16 protein-coding genes are annotated in these 18,407 nt (G+C 40.1%); 11 read left to right on the top strand and 5 right to left on the bottom strand.

Annotation, left to right across the window (positions count from 1 at the left end):
- Positions 1-66 precede the first annotated feature (66 nt).
- The 8 genes from AAHJ11_RS02915 to AAHJ11_RS02880 all read left to right on the top strand — a co-directional run bounded on the left by AAHJ11_RS02915 (position 67) and on the right by AAHJ11_RS02880 (position 9,436).
- A complete protein-coding gene (locus AAHJ11_RS02915) occupies positions 67-2,250 on the top strand; it encodes a leucine-rich repeat domain-containing protein (protein ID WP_413579040.1) in 2,184 nt (727 codons plus the stop codon).
- 31 nt (positions 2,251-2,281) lie between these two features.
- Positions 2,282-4,051, top strand: coding sequence for a BACON domain-containing protein (locus tag AAHJ11_RS02910; RefSeq protein WP_413579039.1), 1,770 nt, complete (start codon positions 2,282-2,284; stop codon positions 4,049-4,051).
- Between the two features lie 2 nt (positions 4,052-4,053).
- Positions 4,054-6,144: a S8 family peptidase gene (locus AAHJ11_RS02905; RefSeq protein ID WP_413579038.1), complete on the top strand. Its 2,091-nt coding sequence runs from the start codon at positions 4,054-4,056 to the stop codon at positions 6,142-6,144.
- A gap of 16 nt (positions 6,145-6,160) precedes the next feature.
- Positions 6,161-6,967: a DUF1573 domain-containing protein gene (locus AAHJ11_RS02900; protein ID WP_320974267.1), complete on the top strand. Its 807-nt coding sequence runs from the start codon at positions 6,161-6,163 to the stop codon at positions 6,965-6,967.
- Positions 6,968-6,998: 31 nt separating this feature from the next.
- Entirely contained in the window at positions 6,999-7,493 is a 495-nt protein-coding gene (locus AAHJ11_RS02895; protein WP_413579036.1) for a lipocalin family protein, read from the top strand.
- A 201-nt stretch (positions 7,494-7,694) separates the two neighbouring features.
- Positions 7,695-8,123, top strand: a complete 429-nt coding sequence (locus AAHJ11_RS02890) for a Fur family transcriptional regulator (protein ID WP_148366155.1) — start codon at positions 7,695-7,697, stop codon at positions 8,121-8,123.
- A 22-nt stretch (positions 8,124-8,145) separates the two neighbouring features.
- A complete protein-coding gene (locus AAHJ11_RS02885) occupies positions 8,146-8,706 on the top strand; it encodes an NADH peroxidase (RefSeq protein ID WP_004297333.1) in 561 nt (186 codons plus the stop codon).
- A gap of 94 nt (positions 8,707-8,800) precedes the next feature.
- Positions 8,801-9,436: a SagB/ThcOx family dehydrogenase gene (locus AAHJ11_RS02880; RefSeq protein ID WP_413579034.1), complete on the top strand. Its 636-nt coding sequence runs from the start codon at positions 8,801-8,803 to the stop codon at positions 9,434-9,436.
- Between the two features lie 109 nt (positions 9,437-9,545).
- Here the strand turns inward: AAHJ11_RS02880 and AAHJ11_RS02875 are convergent, their stop codons facing one another.
- Both AAHJ11_RS02875 and trxA read right to left on the bottom strand, forming a co-directional pair.
- The gene (locus tag AAHJ11_RS02875; protein ID WP_234132002.1) at positions 9,546-10,010 is read right to left on the bottom strand and encodes a thioredoxin domain-containing protein; all 465 of its coding nucleotides are present in this window, start codon (positions 10,008-10,010) and stop codon (positions 9,546-9,548) included.
- A 17-nt stretch (positions 10,011-10,027) separates the two neighbouring features.
- Positions 10,028-10,327 carry a thioredoxin gene (gene trxA, locus AAHJ11_RS02870; protein ID WP_004306008.1) on the bottom strand — a complete coding sequence of 100 codons (300 nt, stop codon included), beginning with the start codon at positions 10,325-10,327 and terminating at the stop codon, positions 10,028-10,030.
- A 169-nt stretch (positions 10,328-10,496) separates the two neighbouring features.
- Between trxA and AAHJ11_RS02865 the strand changes: the two genes are divergently transcribed.
- Positions 10,497-11,624 (top strand): glycosyltransferase family protein, encoded by a 1,128-nt coding sequence (locus tag AAHJ11_RS02865; RefSeq protein WP_217721525.1) that lies wholly within the window; start codon positions 10,497-10,499, stop codon positions 11,622-11,624.
- Complete coding sequence (locus AAHJ11_RS02860) at positions 11,621-11,803, top strand: type II toxin-antitoxin system HicB family antitoxin (protein ID WP_004297339.1); 183 nt, start codon at positions 11,621-11,623, stop codon at positions 11,801-11,803. The genes AAHJ11_RS02865 and AAHJ11_RS02860 overlap by 4 nt, the downstream gene beginning before the upstream one ends.
- A gap of 86 nt (positions 11,804-11,889) precedes the next feature.
- Here AAHJ11_RS02860 and AAHJ11_RS02855 read toward each other — a convergent pair whose 3' ends face one another.
- From AAHJ11_RS02855 to AAHJ11_RS02845, 3 genes are read right to left on the bottom strand one after another with little or no spacing between them, the layout of a single operon-like run.
- Positions 11,890-14,049, bottom strand: coding sequence for a S46 family peptidase (locus tag AAHJ11_RS02855; protein WP_195649055.1), 2,160 nt, complete (start codon positions 14,047-14,049; stop codon positions 11,890-11,892).
- Entirely contained in the window at positions 14,050-16,209 is a 2,160-nt protein-coding gene (locus AAHJ11_RS02850; RefSeq protein ID WP_217721526.1) for a S46 family peptidase, read from the bottom strand.
- A gap of 32 nt (positions 16,210-16,241) precedes the next feature.
- Positions 16,242-17,486 (bottom strand): anaerobic sulfatase-maturation protein, encoded by a 1,245-nt coding sequence (locus tag AAHJ11_RS02845; protein WP_074637393.1) that lies wholly within the window; start codon positions 17,484-17,486, stop codon positions 16,242-16,244.
- 157 nt (positions 17,487-17,643) lie between these two features.
- On the opposite strand from AAHJ11_RS02845, the gene AAHJ11_RS02840 reads away from it, so the two are divergent.
- Positions 17,644-18,378 (top strand): DUF4369 domain-containing protein, encoded by a 735-nt coding sequence (locus AAHJ11_RS02840; RefSeq protein WP_074637391.1) that lies wholly within the window; start codon positions 17,644-17,646, stop codon positions 18,376-18,378.
- Positions 18,379-18,407: the final 29 nt, after the last annotated feature.

Raw genomic sequence — 18,407 nt, 5'->3', positions numbered from 1 at the left:
ACAATGTTCTGATCGGAACTTAACCCGTCTCCCGTAGTAGAACGTGGTAGTGTAAAATTTACTTTAGTGAAGGATATTACCACTACGACCCGTGCTGCTGGTGATGCTGCTTATTTATTGGAAAATGTCAAATATGTGACAATAGAGGTAAAAGATCTGTATTTGACGGGTAAAATAATACCTCCTTTAAAAGAGATTCCTGTTACTTATCAAGAAAAAGGAAAAGAGATTACTACAGCAGATGGTGAGAAAAAAACATATATTTATTCTGTTTCAGTTAGTGATTCTCTGCTTTATTTGAAGGCCGGAACATATAAAATTTCAAAGTATACTTTACTGGATAGAAATAAAAAGTCTATTGAAGTAAATGTGGGTAATATCAAGGAAAACCAGTTTGTAGTGAAGGATAATGAAACAACAGAGGTTGAGGTTCCTGTTTATATGCGAACTAACTCACCAAAGTTGAAAGATTATAAAGCCTTAAAAGCTATCTGGGATGCTTTAGATGGAGAACACTGGAGCTATATCGGTATTTCGCATACTGTTGGATGTAACTGGAATTTTGATAAGGATATGGATCTATGGGGTGATCAACCGGGTGTGGAATTAGATACGGAAGGTCGCGTTGTATCCCTGAATTTAGGTTCATTCGGGCCTAAAGGAGATGTTCCTGATGCAATCGGTGATTTGGAAAAATTACAGGTTCTGACATTTGGTACACATTCGGATCAAGTTGGTGGATATTTGGAAAAAAATCTGAAGGCTTATATGAGTGTCGAAGAGAAAAAGGTTGTTCGTGCTGATTATTATGAAACATTCTTGAGAAAGGACTTGAAAAGAGATTGGAAGAAAATGGGCTTCTCGGAACCTTTATTACAGGTTATAGATAAAGTCAATACAGAGCAGAAACCCAATCTGAGATATCCGGTTCAGTCATCTGGCAGTCAGATTCAAACTCGTTCTGGAATTTCTCTGAAAGATGTTTCTCCTGGAAGATTAACGAATGGTATTCGCAAAATATCAGCATCAATTAGTAAATTAACTAATTTACGTCAATTCTTTATTGCCAATGGTAAATTTGAAGGGTTTGAGGAAGGCACTGACTTGTCTAAACTTGAATCTTTGACGGATGTCGAAATTTATAACTGTCCTTCAATGAAACAGTTTCCGACAGAAATTTGTAATCTACCAAATTTAGAGTTGTTGAATTTGGCTAATAATCCTCAACTCGAGTCAGCTGTATTGTTGGGGGGATTGAAAAAATTAGCTGATGAAAAGAGTCCGGCATCTAAGACCATTCAGATGCTTTATCTGGGTAATAACAATTTGACAGAAATTCCGGTGGAATTTAAAAACCTGAAGAAACTTGGGAAATTGGATTGCAATAACAACAAAATCACCAAAGTATATCCGTTGGGTAAGGATGTGAATCTGGTGCAGTTGACTATGGACTATAATCAGATAACGGAGGTACCGAATGATTTTTGTGGATATGAGGATGTTGAATCTTTCTCATTTGCTCATAATAAGATAACGACGTTTCCTAATATTTTCAATGCTAAATCAGTGTATGTCATGTCTTCAGTAGATTTCTCGTACAATGAAATTACAGGATTTGCAGGGGAAAATGGGACTGGAGATGACGCCTTTAAGGGAATTAATGCATCGACTTTGTCATTAGCTTATAATAAGTTAAAGACTTTCCCAGGCATTTTGTTCAAAACAAATTCTCAGATATCCACATTAGCCTTAGCTGGTAATGGTATTACAGACTTCCCCAAGGGGGCTTTAGATGGAAAGTATACTAATTATTTGCAGAGTTTGGATTTAAGCTATAATAAATTGAAAAAGTTACCGGATGATTTTGATGCGACAAAAGTACCTTACCTTTATGGTATTGATTTAAGTAATAATAGTTTTGAAAAAGTCGCCACAGGTCCGTTAAATGTAGATCACTTGAATGTATACGCATTTAGGAATCAACGTGACGAGCAGGGTAACCGTACTGTCTCTGTCTGGCCGACAGGTATATCTCAATGTCCGAGTTTGCTAGCAGTGTATTTAGGTGGTAACGATTTCCGAAAGGTAGAAGAAAGTCTGACAGGGTTTAGAATAGTTGAAATCAAAGATAATCCGAACCTAATGATTGATGTATCAGCTGCTTGTAATTATATCAAGTCCGGTTATTTATTATTGATTTATGATCGTACACAGGCTATTCGTGGCTGTGATGCTTTGGATTTAGAATGATAAGTTTATGATAATAAAAAGAAATTTGAATATGAAATCGTTATTAAAGATAGCTTTCAGCATTGTTGCCGGTATGTGCATATTCGCTGCTTGCGATGACTCTGACGATAATGCTGTTTCTGGTTTATCAATTGACACCGAAGAAATAACTTTGGGTGCTGAAGGAGGAACTGAAAAAGTAAATGTCGCTGCAGGGACAAAATGGATCGCTAAGGTGGATCAACCTTGGGTACAAGTTATGCCGGCAAATGGGATCGGTTCTGCTGAATGTACAATTGTGGTAGATACAACACTAAGTAACAAAGTGCGACATGCTGCAATTACATTTATGCCGGAAGGTGCTGCTGCTCAGAAATTAGAGGTACACCAGACTGGTTACGGAAAAATGATTGGCATTAGTAAAGAGGAAGTCGAAATTCCGAATATGGAGGCATTGGACAAACGCGTTTTTTATCTATCTGTAACAGCAAATGTTCCCTTCAGGATTCAGTATGAAGAAGAAGCTGAAGAAGGAAATACATTTGCATTGAATGCTGCTGCTAAGACGTGGATTCAGAATGATATCTATGAACAAAATTTGACTGCCGGTGCTCGTCCCCGTACTACTAAGGTTCGTTTTACTTGGAACATGAACACGGATCCCCAAAAGCGAAATATGAAAGTTAAATTCTTACCGCTGAATGAGGAAGATAAGGAGCAAACACAGACTGCAGAATTATTGGTTAAACAGGAAGCTGCTCCTGAAATTAAAGATACTCGCGAGGGAGATTCAATAGCATTGATTATAATTCGTGAAAAGGTACGCAGTATGACATCTTGGGATACAAGTGAAAAACTGGACTATTGGACTGGTATCAAATTATGGGAAAAGAAAGATCCTGAAGTGAAGGCAAAACCTGAATTACTTGGTCGTGTACGTTCTGCAGAATTCCGAATGTTGGCAACTAAAGAAAGTCTTCCGTCAGAAGTCGCCAAATTGACTTATGTAGAGTCATTGACTTTCTATGGTAATGAGAACACCATGTTATTATATGATTTGGAACTAGGTTCTTCAGTATGTAATCTGGAGTACTTGAAGAATTTGACGGTAGCAGCTTACGGTATATCTAAATTGCCGGATGAATTTAAAAATCTAAAATCGTTGGAGACGTTAGATTTGGGCAGTAATAATTTTGAGGAAATACCGGAGGTGTTGACTCCTGAAAACTTCCCTAAGTTAAAATCTTTGGGCTTTACTAATATGCAACGTTATTCTGCTGTTACTAATTTGCAGACAGATACAAGGGAGCATTTAGGATTAGTGATTAATCTGAATAGCAGTTATGATAAAAATACGGCTGCATTTAAGAAATTATTAAAATGGAATAATTTGGAGAGACTCAGTCTGACTGGTAACTTGATTTATGGACAATTACCTGATATGAAAGATGTTCCTTGCTATACTTTGAACGATGTTAGAGAATCCGCCTTGGGCGATACGTTGAAAGTAGCATGGGGAGGAGATAAAGGCTTTGAGGATGTAACAGGAGAGAACGGGATTTTGGCAAAGACTCCAAGAGTATTACCTCATACTAAAGTATTTGCAATTAACCTGAACTTCTTGAGTGGAACTGTGCCTGATTGGATTACCAACCATCCTTATTATTCAAAATGGGATCCTTTTACTTTCATTTATATTCAAGAAGATGGAAGAATAGATAAGACGGGAAAGGTTGTCGGATTTGATTCGGATGCTATTCCTGCAAATTTGGAGAAATATTATCAGTGGTATCCTATGCGTAGACCTGAAAAAGTAGAATAAGTATGAAGAAGATATATTTAATTTTAATGACTGCATTTGCAGTAACATTTGGTGCGTGTACGGACAATGGTCTTGTAGGAGATGTTATACCTGAAGGACCGGAAGCTCCGGTTATTAACTCTCCTGATGGTGCCAATGTAGGTGAGATTATGGTGAAATTTAAACAGGAAGTAACTACTACGCTCGATCAACTTGCTACGCGGGCTATGGGCGGCGTGGCAACTCGTTCTGGTATTTCCTCGATAGATGATGTACTTGATAATATTGGTACTTATAAATTTGAAAGAATCTTTCCGGTGGATAACCGGAAAGAGGAGCTTACCCGTGAATCCGGATTGCATCTTTGGTATGTGATTCATTTTGACAAGGCTGTTGATATAGAGAAAGTTGCTCAGAGCCTGTCAAAGTTGAATGAAGTGGCTAAAATAGAATATAGCCATTGTATCAAAAGAGCTTATGATCCAGCGGATAAACCAACATATCTGACTGCTGATGCGCTTGGAAAGAGAGCAAAGACACGTGCTGTTGCTTCGGATGAAGATTTTACTGATCCTTATTGGGATTTACAATGGGGGTATATCAATGATGGAACGATTCTCGACGGAGTGAAGGCTGATAATAGTGATCTTGTAGCTCAAGCTGTACCGGGAGTAGATGTCGGTTGTAAAGAAGCATGGCAAAAATGTACTGGCGATCCTTCAATTATCGTTGCTGTACTGGATGAAGGTGTAATGTGGGATCATGCTGACTTGCAGGCGAATATGTGGGAAAATCCGGAGGAAACATTTGGTGCGCGGACCGATGCCGATAATAATGGTTATAATGGCGATAAATATGGCTATAACTTTGTGAACGATATGGGATTTATTTCCTATGATGATGTAAATGATACCGGACACGGAACGCATGTAGCTGGAACAATTGCTGCAGTGAATAATAACGGTATCGGTGTTTGTGGTATCGCAGGCGGTGACGGGACTCCTAATAGCGGAGTGAAAATCATGTCATGCCAAGTGTTTGCCGGAGATGCAGGCTCTACTTTGTATCAGGAAGCGAAAGCCATAAAATATGCTGCTGATAATGGTGCAGTAGTGTTGCAGTGTAGTTGGGGATATAATTCAGGATTAGCCAATCCGTTGAATTATTCTCCCGGATATACTGATGATAAACAATGGTTAACTACTTGTCCGCTTGAAAAAGAGGCGTTAGATTATTTTATTCACAATGCAGGTTCTCCCAATGGAGTCATTGATGGTGGTATTGCTGTTTTTGCCGGTGGTAATGAGTACGCTGCAATGCCGGGATATCCAGGGGCTTATTCTGATTATGTTTCTGTAGCTGCCGTCGCTGCTGATGGTACTCCTTCTGCATATACAAACTACGGAGATGCCATTGATATTTCAGCTCCCGGTGGAGATAGTGAATATCACAGAAGTGATTTGGGTAAGATATATTCGACTTTACCTCCATTGGCTGTTGACCGAGATAAACATGAATCGGATGGAGAAAAAGAAGGATACGGATATATGGAAGGTACCTCTATGGCTTGTCCTCATGTTTCAGGTGTTATTGCATTGGGACTTTCATATGCAGCTCAACAACATCGTCATTTCCGTGCAGAAGATTTCCGTGACTTGGTGTATAAATCTGTCAGTGCAAAAATAGAGGACTATTTTATAGGAGAAACAAAAACATTCTGGATGAACTACTCTGCTGCTGGTTCTATGTCGCAGATGCAGATGGAACGGAGCGCATATGTTGGTAAAATGGGTTCCGGGTTAATTAGTGCTGCCGAGTTATTGAATGCTATTGCCGGCGGTGCCGGAGTGGATATGAACACGAAAGTTCCTAATACTTTCGTGTTGGTAAACGGTACTGCTACAGTAAATTATACCCGTTTCTTTGAAAATGGAGAGAGGCTTTCATTTACTGGTAACGTAGCTGATAAAACAGTGGCAACTATGGAAACTACGGATGGTAAAACTTTTGTTATAACAGGCTTAAAAGCTGGTTCGACGAAAGCAACTGTAACAGGAGGAGGAAAAACGAAGGAATTCTATATCACGGTACGTAAAAATAGTAGTTGGATGTAGAAATTAGTAAGTGGATATGATGAAAGTAGTAATGTGGATATATAGTTTGATGTTACTAGCAACCTCTGTGTCAGCAATGGCACAGGGGAGGTTAGCCTCCCGAGCAGAAGTAGATTCGATAATGAACCCGTCCTTATTGGAAGGGGAAAGAGCTTTATGTTTTGACGCAGCAACAATTAATATTGGACGTTTGTCAGAAGATGATAAGCCTGTTACTTCTCGTTTTTATTTCTGCAATGCAAGTAAAGAAACGATTATATTAACAAGAGTTTCCACTTCATGTGGATGTACAACGGCTTCATTTACTCGAAATCCTGTGAAACCAGGAGAAAAAGGGATAATAGAATTGACCTTTAATCCGTTCGAACAGGTCGGGAAGCTGAATAAAAAAGCATTTATTTATACCAATCTTTCAGAGAAATATCCTACTGAAAAAATCACATTGTCCGGGGAAGTAACTCCTACTTCTAATGAGTGGAGGAACTATCCCTATTCAATGGGAAATGTATTGAGATTAAGGCAAACGACTATTCTATTCCATGGACTGCCACGTAGCGCAACTCGCGTTGAACGTTTGGTTTGTGTTAATAGTAGTCGGACTTCTTTACGCCTTTCAGCACTGATAATTCCTCGGTACGCAAAGTTTCGTACCGAACCGGAAATTGTTGAACCGGGTAAAGAGGCAGATATTGTCATAACAATAGATGGTAGATTACTGCCTTCTGTTGTGAAAGATGATTTTACGTTTCCTGTTGTTATAGAGGGAATTGATTCAAAACCTTCGGAACGTACTATTCGTGTGAAAGTTTCCTTACAGAAATGAATAATATAATGAACTAATAAAAAAGAAGAATATGAAAACTCTTTTCAGAATGATAACGCTTTTTACACTTCTATTTTGCATATCCTCTTGTGGGGATGACGATGAATTAGCTCCGGAATCAATGGAAGTGAATTATGCCAATATAGCAGGAACATGGCGTCTTACCGAATGGAACGGTGAGAAAATAGATGAGCCGCGTTATTCTTATATTACGTTTAATCGTAAAGCTGAAGATGGAAAACGTGCATTCATGATGTATACTAATTTAAACAGTGCCGTGTCAGAACGTGTTAGTGGTGCTTTCAATTTAGGTATTAATGATGATTCAAAAGATATTATCAGTGGAACATACGATTATACCTTGAGCACAAATGATGGATGGGAACATATATATGTTATTACCGGCTTGGATGATAAATCAATGATTTGGACTGCTGAAGATGATGCTGAAGAAGTGCGTGTTTACACTCGTTGTGGTGAAGTGCCGGCTGATATTGTAGTTGGAACTCGGGCTGTATCTCACTGATCATTGAATTGTATTATAGAAATCCGGATGATAAACTACATTCAGTTTATCATCCGGATTTTTTTATATCTGCTTTTGTAGCTATGATGATTTATTTAGATAATTTTTTTCATAAATTATTTGTTTATTCTAAAGAAGTATTTATCTTTGCATTAAATTTATACTTGTAATGAATACAACTTTGAAAAGAAGGAAGATATAATGAAACCATACGAACGATTATTAGAGCATAATATCAAGCCTTCCATGCAGCGTATCGCTATCATGGAATATCTGATGGATAATCCGATTCATCCATCAGCTGATGATATATATACTGCACTATCTCCTTCGATGCCGACACTTTCAAAAACTACGGTTTACAATACTCTGAAATTGTTTTCTGAACAAGGAGCGGCCTTGATGCTTACGATTGATGAGAAGAATACGAACTTTGATGCTGACACTTCCGTACACTCTCATTTTTTGTGCAGGCGTTGTGGACACATTTATGATTTGAAATGCCCGGAAGCCATAAAACAAGTGGAGAATGTAGACATGGATGGTCATCAGGTATCAGAAGTTCATTATTATTATAAAGGTATTTGCAAGAATTGCTTAAGTAAAGATAAAGAAACACGTATTGACTAATTAATTTAAAATTGAGAAGAAAATGAAAAAATTTAGATGTACTGTATGCGGTTACGTTCATGAAGGTGACGCAGCTCCTGAAAAATGTCCTTTGTGTAAAGCTCCTGCTAGCAAATTCGTAGAAGTGGTTGAGGTAGAAGGTGGCGCATTGTCTTTTGCTGACGAACACGTTATTGGTGTGGCAAAAGGTTGTGACGAAGAAATGATTAAGGACCTGAACAATCACTTCATGGGAGAATGTACTGAAGTTGGTATGTATTTGGCTATGAGCCGTCAGGCAGACCGTGAAGGTTATCCTGAAGTAGCTGAAGCTTTCAAACGTTACGCTTGGGAAGAAGCTGAACATGCTGCTAAGTTTGCAGAATTGTTGGGCGACTGCGTGTGGGATACTAAAACAAACCTGCAGAAACGCAAAGATGCTGAACAAGGTGCATGCGAAGATAAAAAACGTATCGCAACTCGTGCTAAAGCTTTGAATCTGGATGCTATCCATGACACTGTACATGAAATGTGCAAAGACGAAGCTCGTCACGGTAAAGGTTTTGAAGGATTGTACAACCGTTATTTCGGTGATAAGAAATAATTAAGCCTAATAAACTCTTAAAAGGTCTGTATTCTGCAACGAATACAGACCTTTTTTATTTATATTTGTCTATCAATTTTTAAATACCACAGTTATGAGAAAAGTACAACTATTGTTAGTTTGTTTAATGCTTTCGGCTGCTGCTTTTGCTGCTGATAAAGTGATTAAATTGCCGAAGCCTAATTTAAACCGTACCGGTGTGGTGATGAAGGCATTGTCTGAACGACATTCAACTCGCGAGTATGCTTCTAAATCATTGAGTTTGTCGGATCTGTCTGATTTGTTATGGGCTGCTAATGGGATAAACCGTAAGGAGGCTGGAATGAGAACAGCTCCGTCAGCGTTGAATAAGCAGGATGTGGATGTATATGTAGTGTTACCTGAAGGGAGTTATCTGTATGATGCTAAAAATCACCAGTTGACTCTGGTTGCTGAAGGAGATCATCGTGGAGCAGTAGCCGGTGGACAGGCATTTGTGAAAACAGCTCCGGTGTCTTTGGTGTTAATCAGTGATCTTTCCAGGTTTGGAGATGCGCAGAGTGCACGCAGCCAGTTGATGGGTGCTATGGATTCCGGCATCGTTTCTCAAAATATTTCAATATTCTGTTCCGCTGCTAACATAGCAACAGTGCCACGCGCCTCGATGGACAATGAACAATTGAAGAAGGTTTTGAAATTGAAAGATAGCCAAATGCCAATGATGAATCATCCTGTGGGATACTTCAAATAAGGATTGGCAAGATATATAAAAGAGTGACGGTATCCCGCAAGGATACCGTCACTCTTTTCCTAGTATAGCGTTACTATCCCGACCGGATAGCGTCACTATATTTTCTTCTTTACTTCAAGAGAAATTCATCAATCGCTTTTTTGTAAGTTGCCTTGTCAGCAGCTCCACGGAAAAGCTGTGGATCTCCTTTCATGGGAATGAATACAAACAATGGAATACTTGTTGCATTAAATAAAGCTGCCAGTTCTTTTTGTTTATCTACATTGACTTTGTAGATGACAATTTTTCCGGCATATTCCTTTGCCAATTCTTTCATGATAGGAGCTGTCTGGCGACATGGTCCGCACCAATCTGCATATAGGTCGATGATGGCGGGTTTATTACCTTTATAATTCCACTCCTTTGATTTCTCATAATCGAAGACGTCTTTCAGAAACATTTCTTTGTCCATTACGACGACTTCACCGTTACCTGTTACCTCTTTTTCACCTTGATTAGTTTCCCTACTGTCGTTGAATGCGTATACAATCACGCTTATCATGACGAGGGCTACCATTACTAATACTTTCTTCATTCGTTATTATTATCTTTTTATGTATAATGCTTCTCGATAACCCCTTGTAGTTCGCTACTATGGATTACACCGGAATGTCTCCAGACAGCCTCTCCATTCTTAAACAGTATAAAGGTCGGTACAGCTTGTATGCGATATTTAGTAGCCAGGTCTTCATGCTGGTCAACGTCTATCTTTGCAATACGTGCTTTATCTCCCACAATAAGTTTTAGTTCTTCTAAAACCGGTTTCATTGCTTTGCAAGGTCCACACCATTCTGCAAAGAAATCAACTAAAACGGGCACTGGTGACTGTATTAAATCTTCAAATTTTTCCATAATCTTTTCTTTCTTAGAGTTAAAAAGCAGTCTTTGAAGACCGCAAATAGATTTTCTATTTTATTAATATAACGAGAAAAAGCAGATTTTGTTCATGAAATAGTAATCAGGGAGTCATCATCTTGTAATGTGAAAGAGGGAACTTTGCGTATCTAAAAATAATGGAACTATGAAATTCTTATTTATTGTTCAAGGTGAGGGGAGAGGGCATTTTACACAAGCAATCACCCTCGAAGAAATGTTATTGCGCAATGGGCATGAAGTAGTGGAAGTCTTGGTCGGGAAAAGTTCGACACGTACTTTGCCGGGATTTTTCAATCGGAGTATTCATGCACCGGTGAAGCGATTCATTAGTCCGAACTTTCTGCCTGCAGCAGACAATAAACGGGCGAACCTGACGAAAAGCGTTGCATACAATTTATTAAGATTACCGGAGTATCTTCGTAGCATGTATTATATAAATCAGCGGATCAGGGAGACAGGGGCGGAAGTCGTCATCAACTTCTACGAACTTTTAACCGGACTTACCTATGCACTCTTCCGTCCCTCCGTTCCGTATATTTGTGTTGGACATCAGTATTTGTTTTTACATCGTGATTTCGAGTTTCCGGATAAAAATTCGTGCCAGTTATGGATGCTGCGTTTCTTTACCCGGATGACCGCTCTAAGATCTTCGAAGAAACTGGCTTTGTCTTTTCTGGAAATGGAACAGGATGATATGAATCAAATAGTGACCGTTCCTCCATTGATTCGTCCGGAAGTGACAGCTATCCGTCCGGAAGAGGGTGATTATATTCATGGATATATGGTTAATTCCGGGTTTGCCGATAGCGTAGAGAACTTTCATGCAAAGCATCCGGGACTTCCTTTAACTTTTTTCTGGGATAGATCGGATGCCGAAGAGGTGACACGGATTGACGAAACATTGAGTTTCCATCAAATAGATGATGTGAAGTTTCTTAATGCGATGGCGGGTTGCAAGGCTTATGCCAGTACGGCAGGCTTCGAGTCCATTTGCGAAGCAATGTATCTTGGAAAACCTGTATTAATGGTTCCGGCACATATTGAACAAGACTGCAATGCCTATGATGCAATGAAAGCGGGGGCAGGAATAATCAGTGATTCCTTTGATTTGCAGCCGCTGCTTCGCTTTGCAGGAGAATATACTCCGAACCGTCATTTCGTTTATTGGGTTCGCAGCTGTGAACGTCGGATGATCCGTGAACTGGAGAAACCGGCAGCTTCACATTCAGAAATAACTTCAATACCAACATTCACTAATTATTTACCAATATGAAGCTAAACAGAACGGATTATGTGCTTGAACGCGCATCAGATGGTGGCTATTATGCCTGGTTGACTGTAAATATGCAATGTAATGCTTATGGGGAATCTCCTGAAGAAGCAGTTCAGAATTTACAGAATATAATGAATGAGATGATTGACGAGATGTATATGGTGGAAGAATTTATATAAATTGAGAGTTGAGAATTAAAAATTGAGAAATATGATGCCAGATGGCATAACTTTTATTTCTCAATTTTTAATTCTCAACTCTCAATTTACTCAACAATGCTAAGTTCATTGATGATATGAGAGGCTCCCGCATATTTATCGATGATAAACAAGGTATAGCGGATATCGACGCAAGCGGCTCGTTGCGATGAAGGACGGAAAGCAATGTCGCCTGTTAAGCCTTCAAAGTTGCGGTCGAAAGCAGTTCCTACCAACTGCCCTTTGCTGTTAAATACCGGGCTGCCGGAGTTTCCTCCTGTATTGTCGGTGTTTACGATAAAGCAGACAGGCATTTCACCGTTTTTGCCATAACGTCCATAATCCTGGGAGTTATATAGTTCTTTTAGTTTTTGAGGCACTACGAATTCCCAGTTTCCTTGATCTTCTTTTTCCATCACACCTTTGAGGGTGGTATGAGCGTCATAAACCACACCGTCAGCCGGTTCATAAGAAAGCACCTGGCCGTATGTCAACCGTAAAGTAGAGTTCGCATCCGGATAAATCGGCATTCCTTTTTCCTGTCTCATGTCCATCATGCCTTTCACCCATACTTTATGAGCTGCGTCATAGTTCTGATTGGCTTCTTTCATGGCAATGGCTGTTTTCAGGATTCCGTCGGTAACAGAATATTTGAATAATACCATCCAGTCATATCCTATTTTATATAAACTTGGTTTCTTGATAAACTTCTCAAAGTTTTTAGGATTGCCGAAAATGGAATGTTCGAAACAGGCATCAACGAAGGCGTCAATACTTCCCTTGAAACGGGAATTGATGATTTCGAAGATGTTGATTCGTTGTTCTGCCGGAATGTAGTTGGCATAAGTCTTCAACATTTCTTTGGCTACCATCCGTTCTACGTCCGGGAAGGGGACAGAAGCAAAATACTTATCTCCTTCTTTCTTCAGTTTTAGTTTTGCTTCTTTTATCTGCTCTTTATCTTTCGATTTCAGAGCGGTAACCAATTCTGTCGTGGAAGGAATACGCATAAAATCAAGGGCAGTGACTAATGCTTCATTGATAGCCTGCTGATGATATAGCGCATCGCGTCGGTGAGATACAATAGAGCGAATCTCATCAAAGGCTTTCTGATACGAATCATCTCCCTTTTCACGGCCGCGGGCTAACAGTTCTTCTTGCTGTGCACGTTTGGTATCCAGTACATTGAGGCGTATCAGTCCTTCATTCATGCCGATGGCATTTTTCCAATAATTGGCCGAAGAAGCATATTTGCTTGCATAATGAATACGCACTGCCGGATCTTTCAGCATTTGCTCCATAAGTACTTTCTGACGGGCTCCGCGTACATGCTGGCGCATGAAATTGGTCGTTTGCATCCGTTCTTCCACTTCGTCGGCAATCATATACCGCCAGTTACGTCCGGGGAATCCCATGACAAAGGTGAAATCTCCTTCCTGAACTCCGGCGAGGCTGATCTTCAGATGTTTTTTCACTTGCAGAGGAACGTTGTCTTTAGAATATTCTGCCGGTTTTCCATTCTTGTCCGCGTAAATACGGAAGAGAGAAAAGTCGCCTGTGTGACGAGGCCACATCCAGTTGTCGGTATCAGCTCCGAATTTACCGATGGAAGAAGGAGGAGCCCCTACCATACGAATATCACTGTATACTGTTTTGATGAACAGATAATATTTGTTTCCTCCATAAAAAGCCTTGAGCTCCAACTTTGTTGCAGGAGTTATTTCTATATTCTCCGCTTTGGCAAAACGTTCTGCTACGTTACCAAGATAACTTGGAGATAGATAATTAACACCATCCGGGTCCGGATCTTTTTTCAGTTGCTCGGTGACGTAGTCGGTCACATCGAGAATCCGGTCGATAAAAGTGACGGTTAATCCCGGAGTAGGAAGTTCCGCATCACGGTTCATAGCCCAGAAACCATCTGTCAGATAGTCATGTTCTACATTACTATGTTGTTGGATAGCTCCATAACCACAGTGATGGTTAGTCAGTACCAGTCCTTCGGAAGAGATAACTTCTCCCGTACATCCTCCTCCGAAGTGTACAACAGCGTCTTTTAGAGAAAGACCATTTGCGTTGTATACTTCCTCTATCGGAATTTCGAGACCAAGTTCGCGCATGGCAACGGCGTTCTGTGCTTTCAGATCGGTTAGCATCCACATGCCTTCGTCGGCGTGGATGCTAAGAGTTGCCAGTGAAAATAGGACAAATAGGATTTGTTTTCTCATTTATTCTACGATTGTCATTTCGTTGATCAGGTGTCCGCAGTTTCCTAATTTTTCCAGAATGAACAGGACGTAACGGATATCTAAATTAATACAACGTTGCAGGTTGTTGTCGAAGTTGATGTCACCGCTTAATGATTCCCAGTTGCCATCAAAAGCACAACCGATCAGTTCTCCGTTTTCATTCAGTACCGGGCTACCGGAGTTACCACCGGTGATGTCGTTGGTCGACAGGAAGCAGACTGGCATATCACCATTCGGTAAAGCGTAACGGCCATAATCTTTCTTTTCAATCAGTTCCTTCAGTTTGGCAGGTACAACGAATTCACGGTCTTCCGGATTTTCTTTTTCAAGAATTCCCTTAGTGGTCGTATAGTAATTGTAGTGTACGCCGTCTTTCGGATCATAAGGTTTCACGTTACCATAGGTCAGACGAATGGTAAAGTTTGCATCCGGATAAGAAGGTACAGGCAACTTCATTTCACCCAGACCACGGATATAAGTTTTGTGTAGCAAAGCCAATTCTTTATCCATATCCTTGAGTTGGGAAGCCAGTGTATCCATCAAGTCGTATTTAGACTGGCAGTATTGCAGTGCCAGATCATTGTCAATCGCTTTCACTGAAGGCTTCTTTGTAAACTTCTCGAAGTTTGCCCGGTTGGCAAAAATAGAGTTGTCATACATATCATCAACGAATTTGTTATAATCGCCTTTATATTTTTGCTCAATAACCTTATAAATAGAAGGACGTTGGTTTGCCGGAATCATTTCAGCATATAAGGGGAACAAGGCTTTCGCTACCTTGCGGTCTACTTCATGATCGTAATCTTTGTTATGGATGCTTTCGTAAGTGCTTTCCAAGGCTTTCATGCGTGCTTCGATTACAGAATCGTTTTTCTCAAGCAATGCTTCGCGTGTTTTAGCCAACATAATATTGCCAAATTCGATAGCTCCGAAGAAAGTCTCTCTCAAACAGGTGTACTGATAGTTGAGAGGAGTTGTCTTAGCTACCAGGTCATCAATATTCTTCACTACTGCTGCATATTCAGCATTGTTTTGTGCTTTTGCAAACTCTGCGAATTTGGCTTCTTGTGCAGCTTTTGTTCCCAATACATCATTATCGATGATGGCCTTATTCATGCCGATGGAGTTTTTCCAATAGTTGCTGGAACCTGCATACTTGTTAGCATACTGAATACGGATTTTGTCACTGGCATTCATTACTTCCTTCAGGACAGCCAAACGTGCACCACGAATACGGATACGTGGATCGTTCTCCGATTCCATACGTTCTTTTACTTCTGATACAGTCAGGTAGCGGCTCGTACTTCCGGGGAATCCCATAATCATTGCATAATCTCCTTCTTTCAATCCTTTGATAGAGATAGACAAATGTTTCTTGGTTTTCAGTGGGACGTTGCTCTCGCTGTATTCTGCCGGTTCACCATTTGCATCTGCATAAATACGGAACATGGAAAAGTCGCCGGTATGACGCGGCCACATCCAGTTGTCTGTTTCACCGCCAAACTTACCGATAGAAGAGGGGGGAGCGGCTACCATACGTACATCCGGATATATTTTCTTGTAGAAAAGATAGAATTTATTTCCGGCATAGAACGGAAGAGCTTGCGGAACAATTCCTTTTTTGTCTGCCAGGTCACTTTTAAAATAAAGATCATGCGCCAGCTTTTGAAGGAATATATTGCTGAATGATTCGGATTCGGTGATTTCTTTCGCCGCAATCTTAGCATTGACAATATCCGTAATATCTTCGATACGTTCGATAAATGTAAATTTCAGTCCCGGAGTAGGGAGCTCTTTGTCTCTGGAAGTAGCCCAGAAACCGTCAGTCAGATAATCGTGTTCAACACTACTATGTTGTTGGATGGAAGCGTAGCCACAGTGGTGATTGGTTAGAATCAAACCTTCGGGTGAGATAATTTCTCCGGTACACCCTCCTCCGAATATACCTACAGCATCTTTAAGAGAAATGCCATTCGGATTATATAGGTCTTGTGCTTCCAGTTTTAATCCCTGTTTTTTCATCATGTCTATGGAGTGTTGCTGTTGCATCAGTTGCAATAGCCACATACCCTCATCCGCTCTAACGGAACATACAAAAAGCGCGGTCAGCGCTAATAGATAAAGTCTTAATCTGTTCATTATTAAATGATAAAATTACAATATATGATTGGTTAGTATTCAATTTTTAAATCTCCGTTTTTCAGTGCTTCCATGATATTAGCAGGCGGGCGTTGATTCATTAGTTCGTTTTTCATAAAGTCCATGTAAGGAGCTACATGCTTAAAGAACTGATAATACCCTTTGCATAAGTAATTTAACCCCGGTTCGCCTTCGGCCGTTTGGCTGAAACGATTTTTCGGGCATTCTCCGTTGCAGGCAAACAGGAACTCACATTCCTTGCATTGAGTGGGGAGAGACTGATATTTCATGTTCCCGAAATTGTGCTGACGTTCGCTATGCATCATTTCCACCAGAGTTTTACTGTAAATGTTACCTAATTTATATTCGGGGAATACAAAGTGGTCGCAAGAATAAACATCTCCGTTGAATTCCATCACACCGGCATGACCACAGGTCTTTGCCATTGTGCATATACCGGGTTGTTCGCCCATCCAATTCGCCAAAGTCGAATCGAATATTTGTACGTAGTATTTGCCTACGTCTTCTTTCACCCATTCGTCGAAAAGAGTACAAAGGAAGTTACCCCATTGTTCCGGGGTGATCGAAAAATCAGCAAGAGTTCCGGCTTTATTTTCTGCAAGAGAAGCGAGGTGACGACCGTCTTCATGTGAGAGAATACGTTCAACGATAGGAGCGAACTGGATATACTGGCAACCGATTTCTTTAAAGAAATGGTAAAAGTCTAGTGGGTAGTCGGCATTGAAGTCATTAATGACTGCCATCGCATTCCATTCCACCCCATGTTTTTTCAAAAGATTGATGCCTTGCATCACTTTCACAAAAGAGGGTTTTCCCATTTTGTTTTTACGATACTCGTCATGAAACTCCTGGGGACCATCGATAGAGACTCCTACCAGCCAATTGTTTTCACGGAAGAATTCACACCATTCGTCGGTGAGCATGGTTCCGTTGGTTTGGATGCAGTTGTCGATCGTTCGTCCGCGGGCATACTTCTTTTGTAGTTCCATTGCCTTTTTATAGAAGGAGAGCGGCCGCATCAGCGTTTCTCCTCCGTGCCAGGTGAAAAGCACCTGTGGCATGGTTTGTGAGTTAATGTACTCGTCGATAAACTTTTCCAGAAGTTCATCGCTCATTACGTGTTTCGGATTGTCTTTGTATAGGTTGGCCTTTTCCAAATAATAGCAGTAATCGCATGCTAGATTACATACGGCACCTACAGGCTTTACCATTACATAAAGCGGTTTGGCAAAAGGGGCAAATGTTGATGTTTTCATGACTGCAAAATTAGATAAACTAAATGAAAAAAAGAGCCTTGTACCTATGTTTATAAGGATTATTAAAGAAAAGAGTCTTACAAGATTTAAATATTGATAAAATGTTTCTTTGAATTCTGAATCAGTTGTACCTTTGTACCCAGAATTTAATGAATAGATGAACGTGAATAAAATTTTGCCTTTTTTACTTTTGCTTCCGTTTTTTGCTTCCTGCACCAGTAAGTACAAGATTGAAGGAACCTCTTCAGTGAATAGTCTGGATGGAAAGATGCTGTATCTTAAATCCCTTCGGGATGGAGAGTGGGTGAAGCTGGATTCAGCTGAAGTAGTGCATGGTCTGTTCTCAATGAAAGGGAAAATAGATTCCGTACAGATGGTGACACTTTACATGGATGAAGAAAGCATTATGCCGATTGTGCTGGAAAGTGGGAAGATAACAGTTACCATTAGCAATACGGACCTCAAGGCAGTCGGAACATCTTTAAATAATGCACTGTATGAGTTTATCAGCAAAAGAAACCAATTGGAAGAAAGCATTGGTGAACTGGAGCAGAAGGAAACCCGTATGGTACTGGATGGAGGCGATCTGGATGAAATTCACGGTCAGTTGGTGGTGGAAGGAGACTCACTGATGAAAGCGATGAATCAGTATGTAAAAACGTTCATCTCCGATAATTATGAAAATGTGCTGGGACCCAGTGTGTTTATGATGCTCTGCAGCTCTTTGCCTTATCCGATTATGACTCCGCAAATTGATGATATAATCAAGGATGCTCCTTATTCTTTTAAAGATAATAAGCTGGTTAGAGAATTCCTGTCTAAAGCAAGAGAAAACATGAAGTTGATAGAAGAACATCAACGATTGGAACAAAATGCTTCAACAAATAAGTAATACTTGAGTTTTTTGTGTATTTTTGCACA

The sequence above is a fragment of the Bacteroides sp. 90-K9/2 genome, assembly GCF_047310725.1.
GTDB classification, from domain to species: domain Bacteria; phylum Bacteroidota; class Bacteroidia; order Bacteroidales; family Bacteroidaceae; genus Bacteroides; species Bacteroides vicugnae.
The sequence above is the reverse complement of the archived record's forward strand: the minus strand, read 5'-3'. Positions and strand labels throughout refer to the sequence as shown.

Excerpts from the sequence above, each read along its gene's own strand:
- AAHJ11_RS02885 (WP_004297333.1), top strand. The coding sequence starts at position 8,146 with ATGAAAAAATTTAGATGTACTGTATGCGGTTACGTTCATGAAGGTGAC.
- AAHJ11_RS02865 (WP_217721525.1), top strand. The coding sequence starts at position 10,497 with ATGAAATTCTTATTTATTGTTCAAGGTGAGGGGAGAGGGCATTTTACA.
- trxA (WP_004306008.1), bottom strand. The coding sequence starts at position 10,327 with ATGGAAAAATTTGAAGATTTAATACAGTCACCAGTGCCCGTTTTAGTT.
- AAHJ11_RS02910 (WP_413579039.1), top strand. The coding sequence starts at position 2,282 with ATGAAATCGTTATTAAAGATAGCTTTCAGCATTGTTGCCGGTATGTGC.
- AAHJ11_RS02845 (WP_074637393.1), bottom strand. The coding sequence starts at position 17,486 with ATGAAAACATCAACATTTGCCCCTTTTGCCAAACCGCTTTATGTAATG.
- AAHJ11_RS02895 (WP_413579036.1), top strand. The coding sequence starts at position 6,999 with ATGAAAACTCTTTTCAGAATGATAACGCTTTTTACACTTCTATTTTGC.
- AAHJ11_RS02840 (WP_074637391.1), top strand. The coding sequence starts at position 17,644 with ATGAACGTGAATAAAATTTTGCCTTTTTTACTTTTGCTTCCGTTTTTT.
- AAHJ11_RS02875 (WP_234132002.1), bottom strand. The coding sequence starts at position 10,010 with ATGAAGAAAGTATTAGTAATGGTAGCCCTCGTCATGATAAGCGTGATT.
- AAHJ11_RS02900 (WP_320974267.1), top strand. The coding sequence starts at position 6,161 with ATGATGAAAGTAGTAATGTGGATATATAGTTTGATGTTACTAGCAACC.
- AAHJ11_RS02860 (WP_004297339.1), top strand. The coding sequence starts at position 11,621 with ATGAAGCTAAACAGAACGGATTATGTGCTTGAACGCGCATCAGATGGT.
- AAHJ11_RS02890 (WP_148366155.1), top strand. The coding sequence starts at position 7,695 with ATGAAACCATACGAACGATTATTAGAGCATAATATCAAGCCTTCCATG.
- AAHJ11_RS02880 (WP_413579034.1), top strand. The coding sequence starts at position 8,801 with ATGAGAAAAGTACAACTATTGTTAGTTTGTTTAATGCTTTCGGCTGCT.
- AAHJ11_RS02850 (WP_217721526.1), bottom strand. The coding sequence starts at position 16,209 with ATGAACAGATTAAGACTTTATCTATTAGCGCTGACCGCGCTTTTTGTA.
- AAHJ11_RS02855 (WP_195649055.1), bottom strand. The coding sequence starts at position 14,049 with ATGAGAAAACAAATCCTATTTGTCCTATTTTCACTGGCAACTCTTAGC.
- AAHJ11_RS02905 (WP_413579038.1), top strand. The coding sequence starts at position 4,054 with ATGAAGAAGATATATTTAATTTTAATGACTGCATTTGCAGTAACATTT.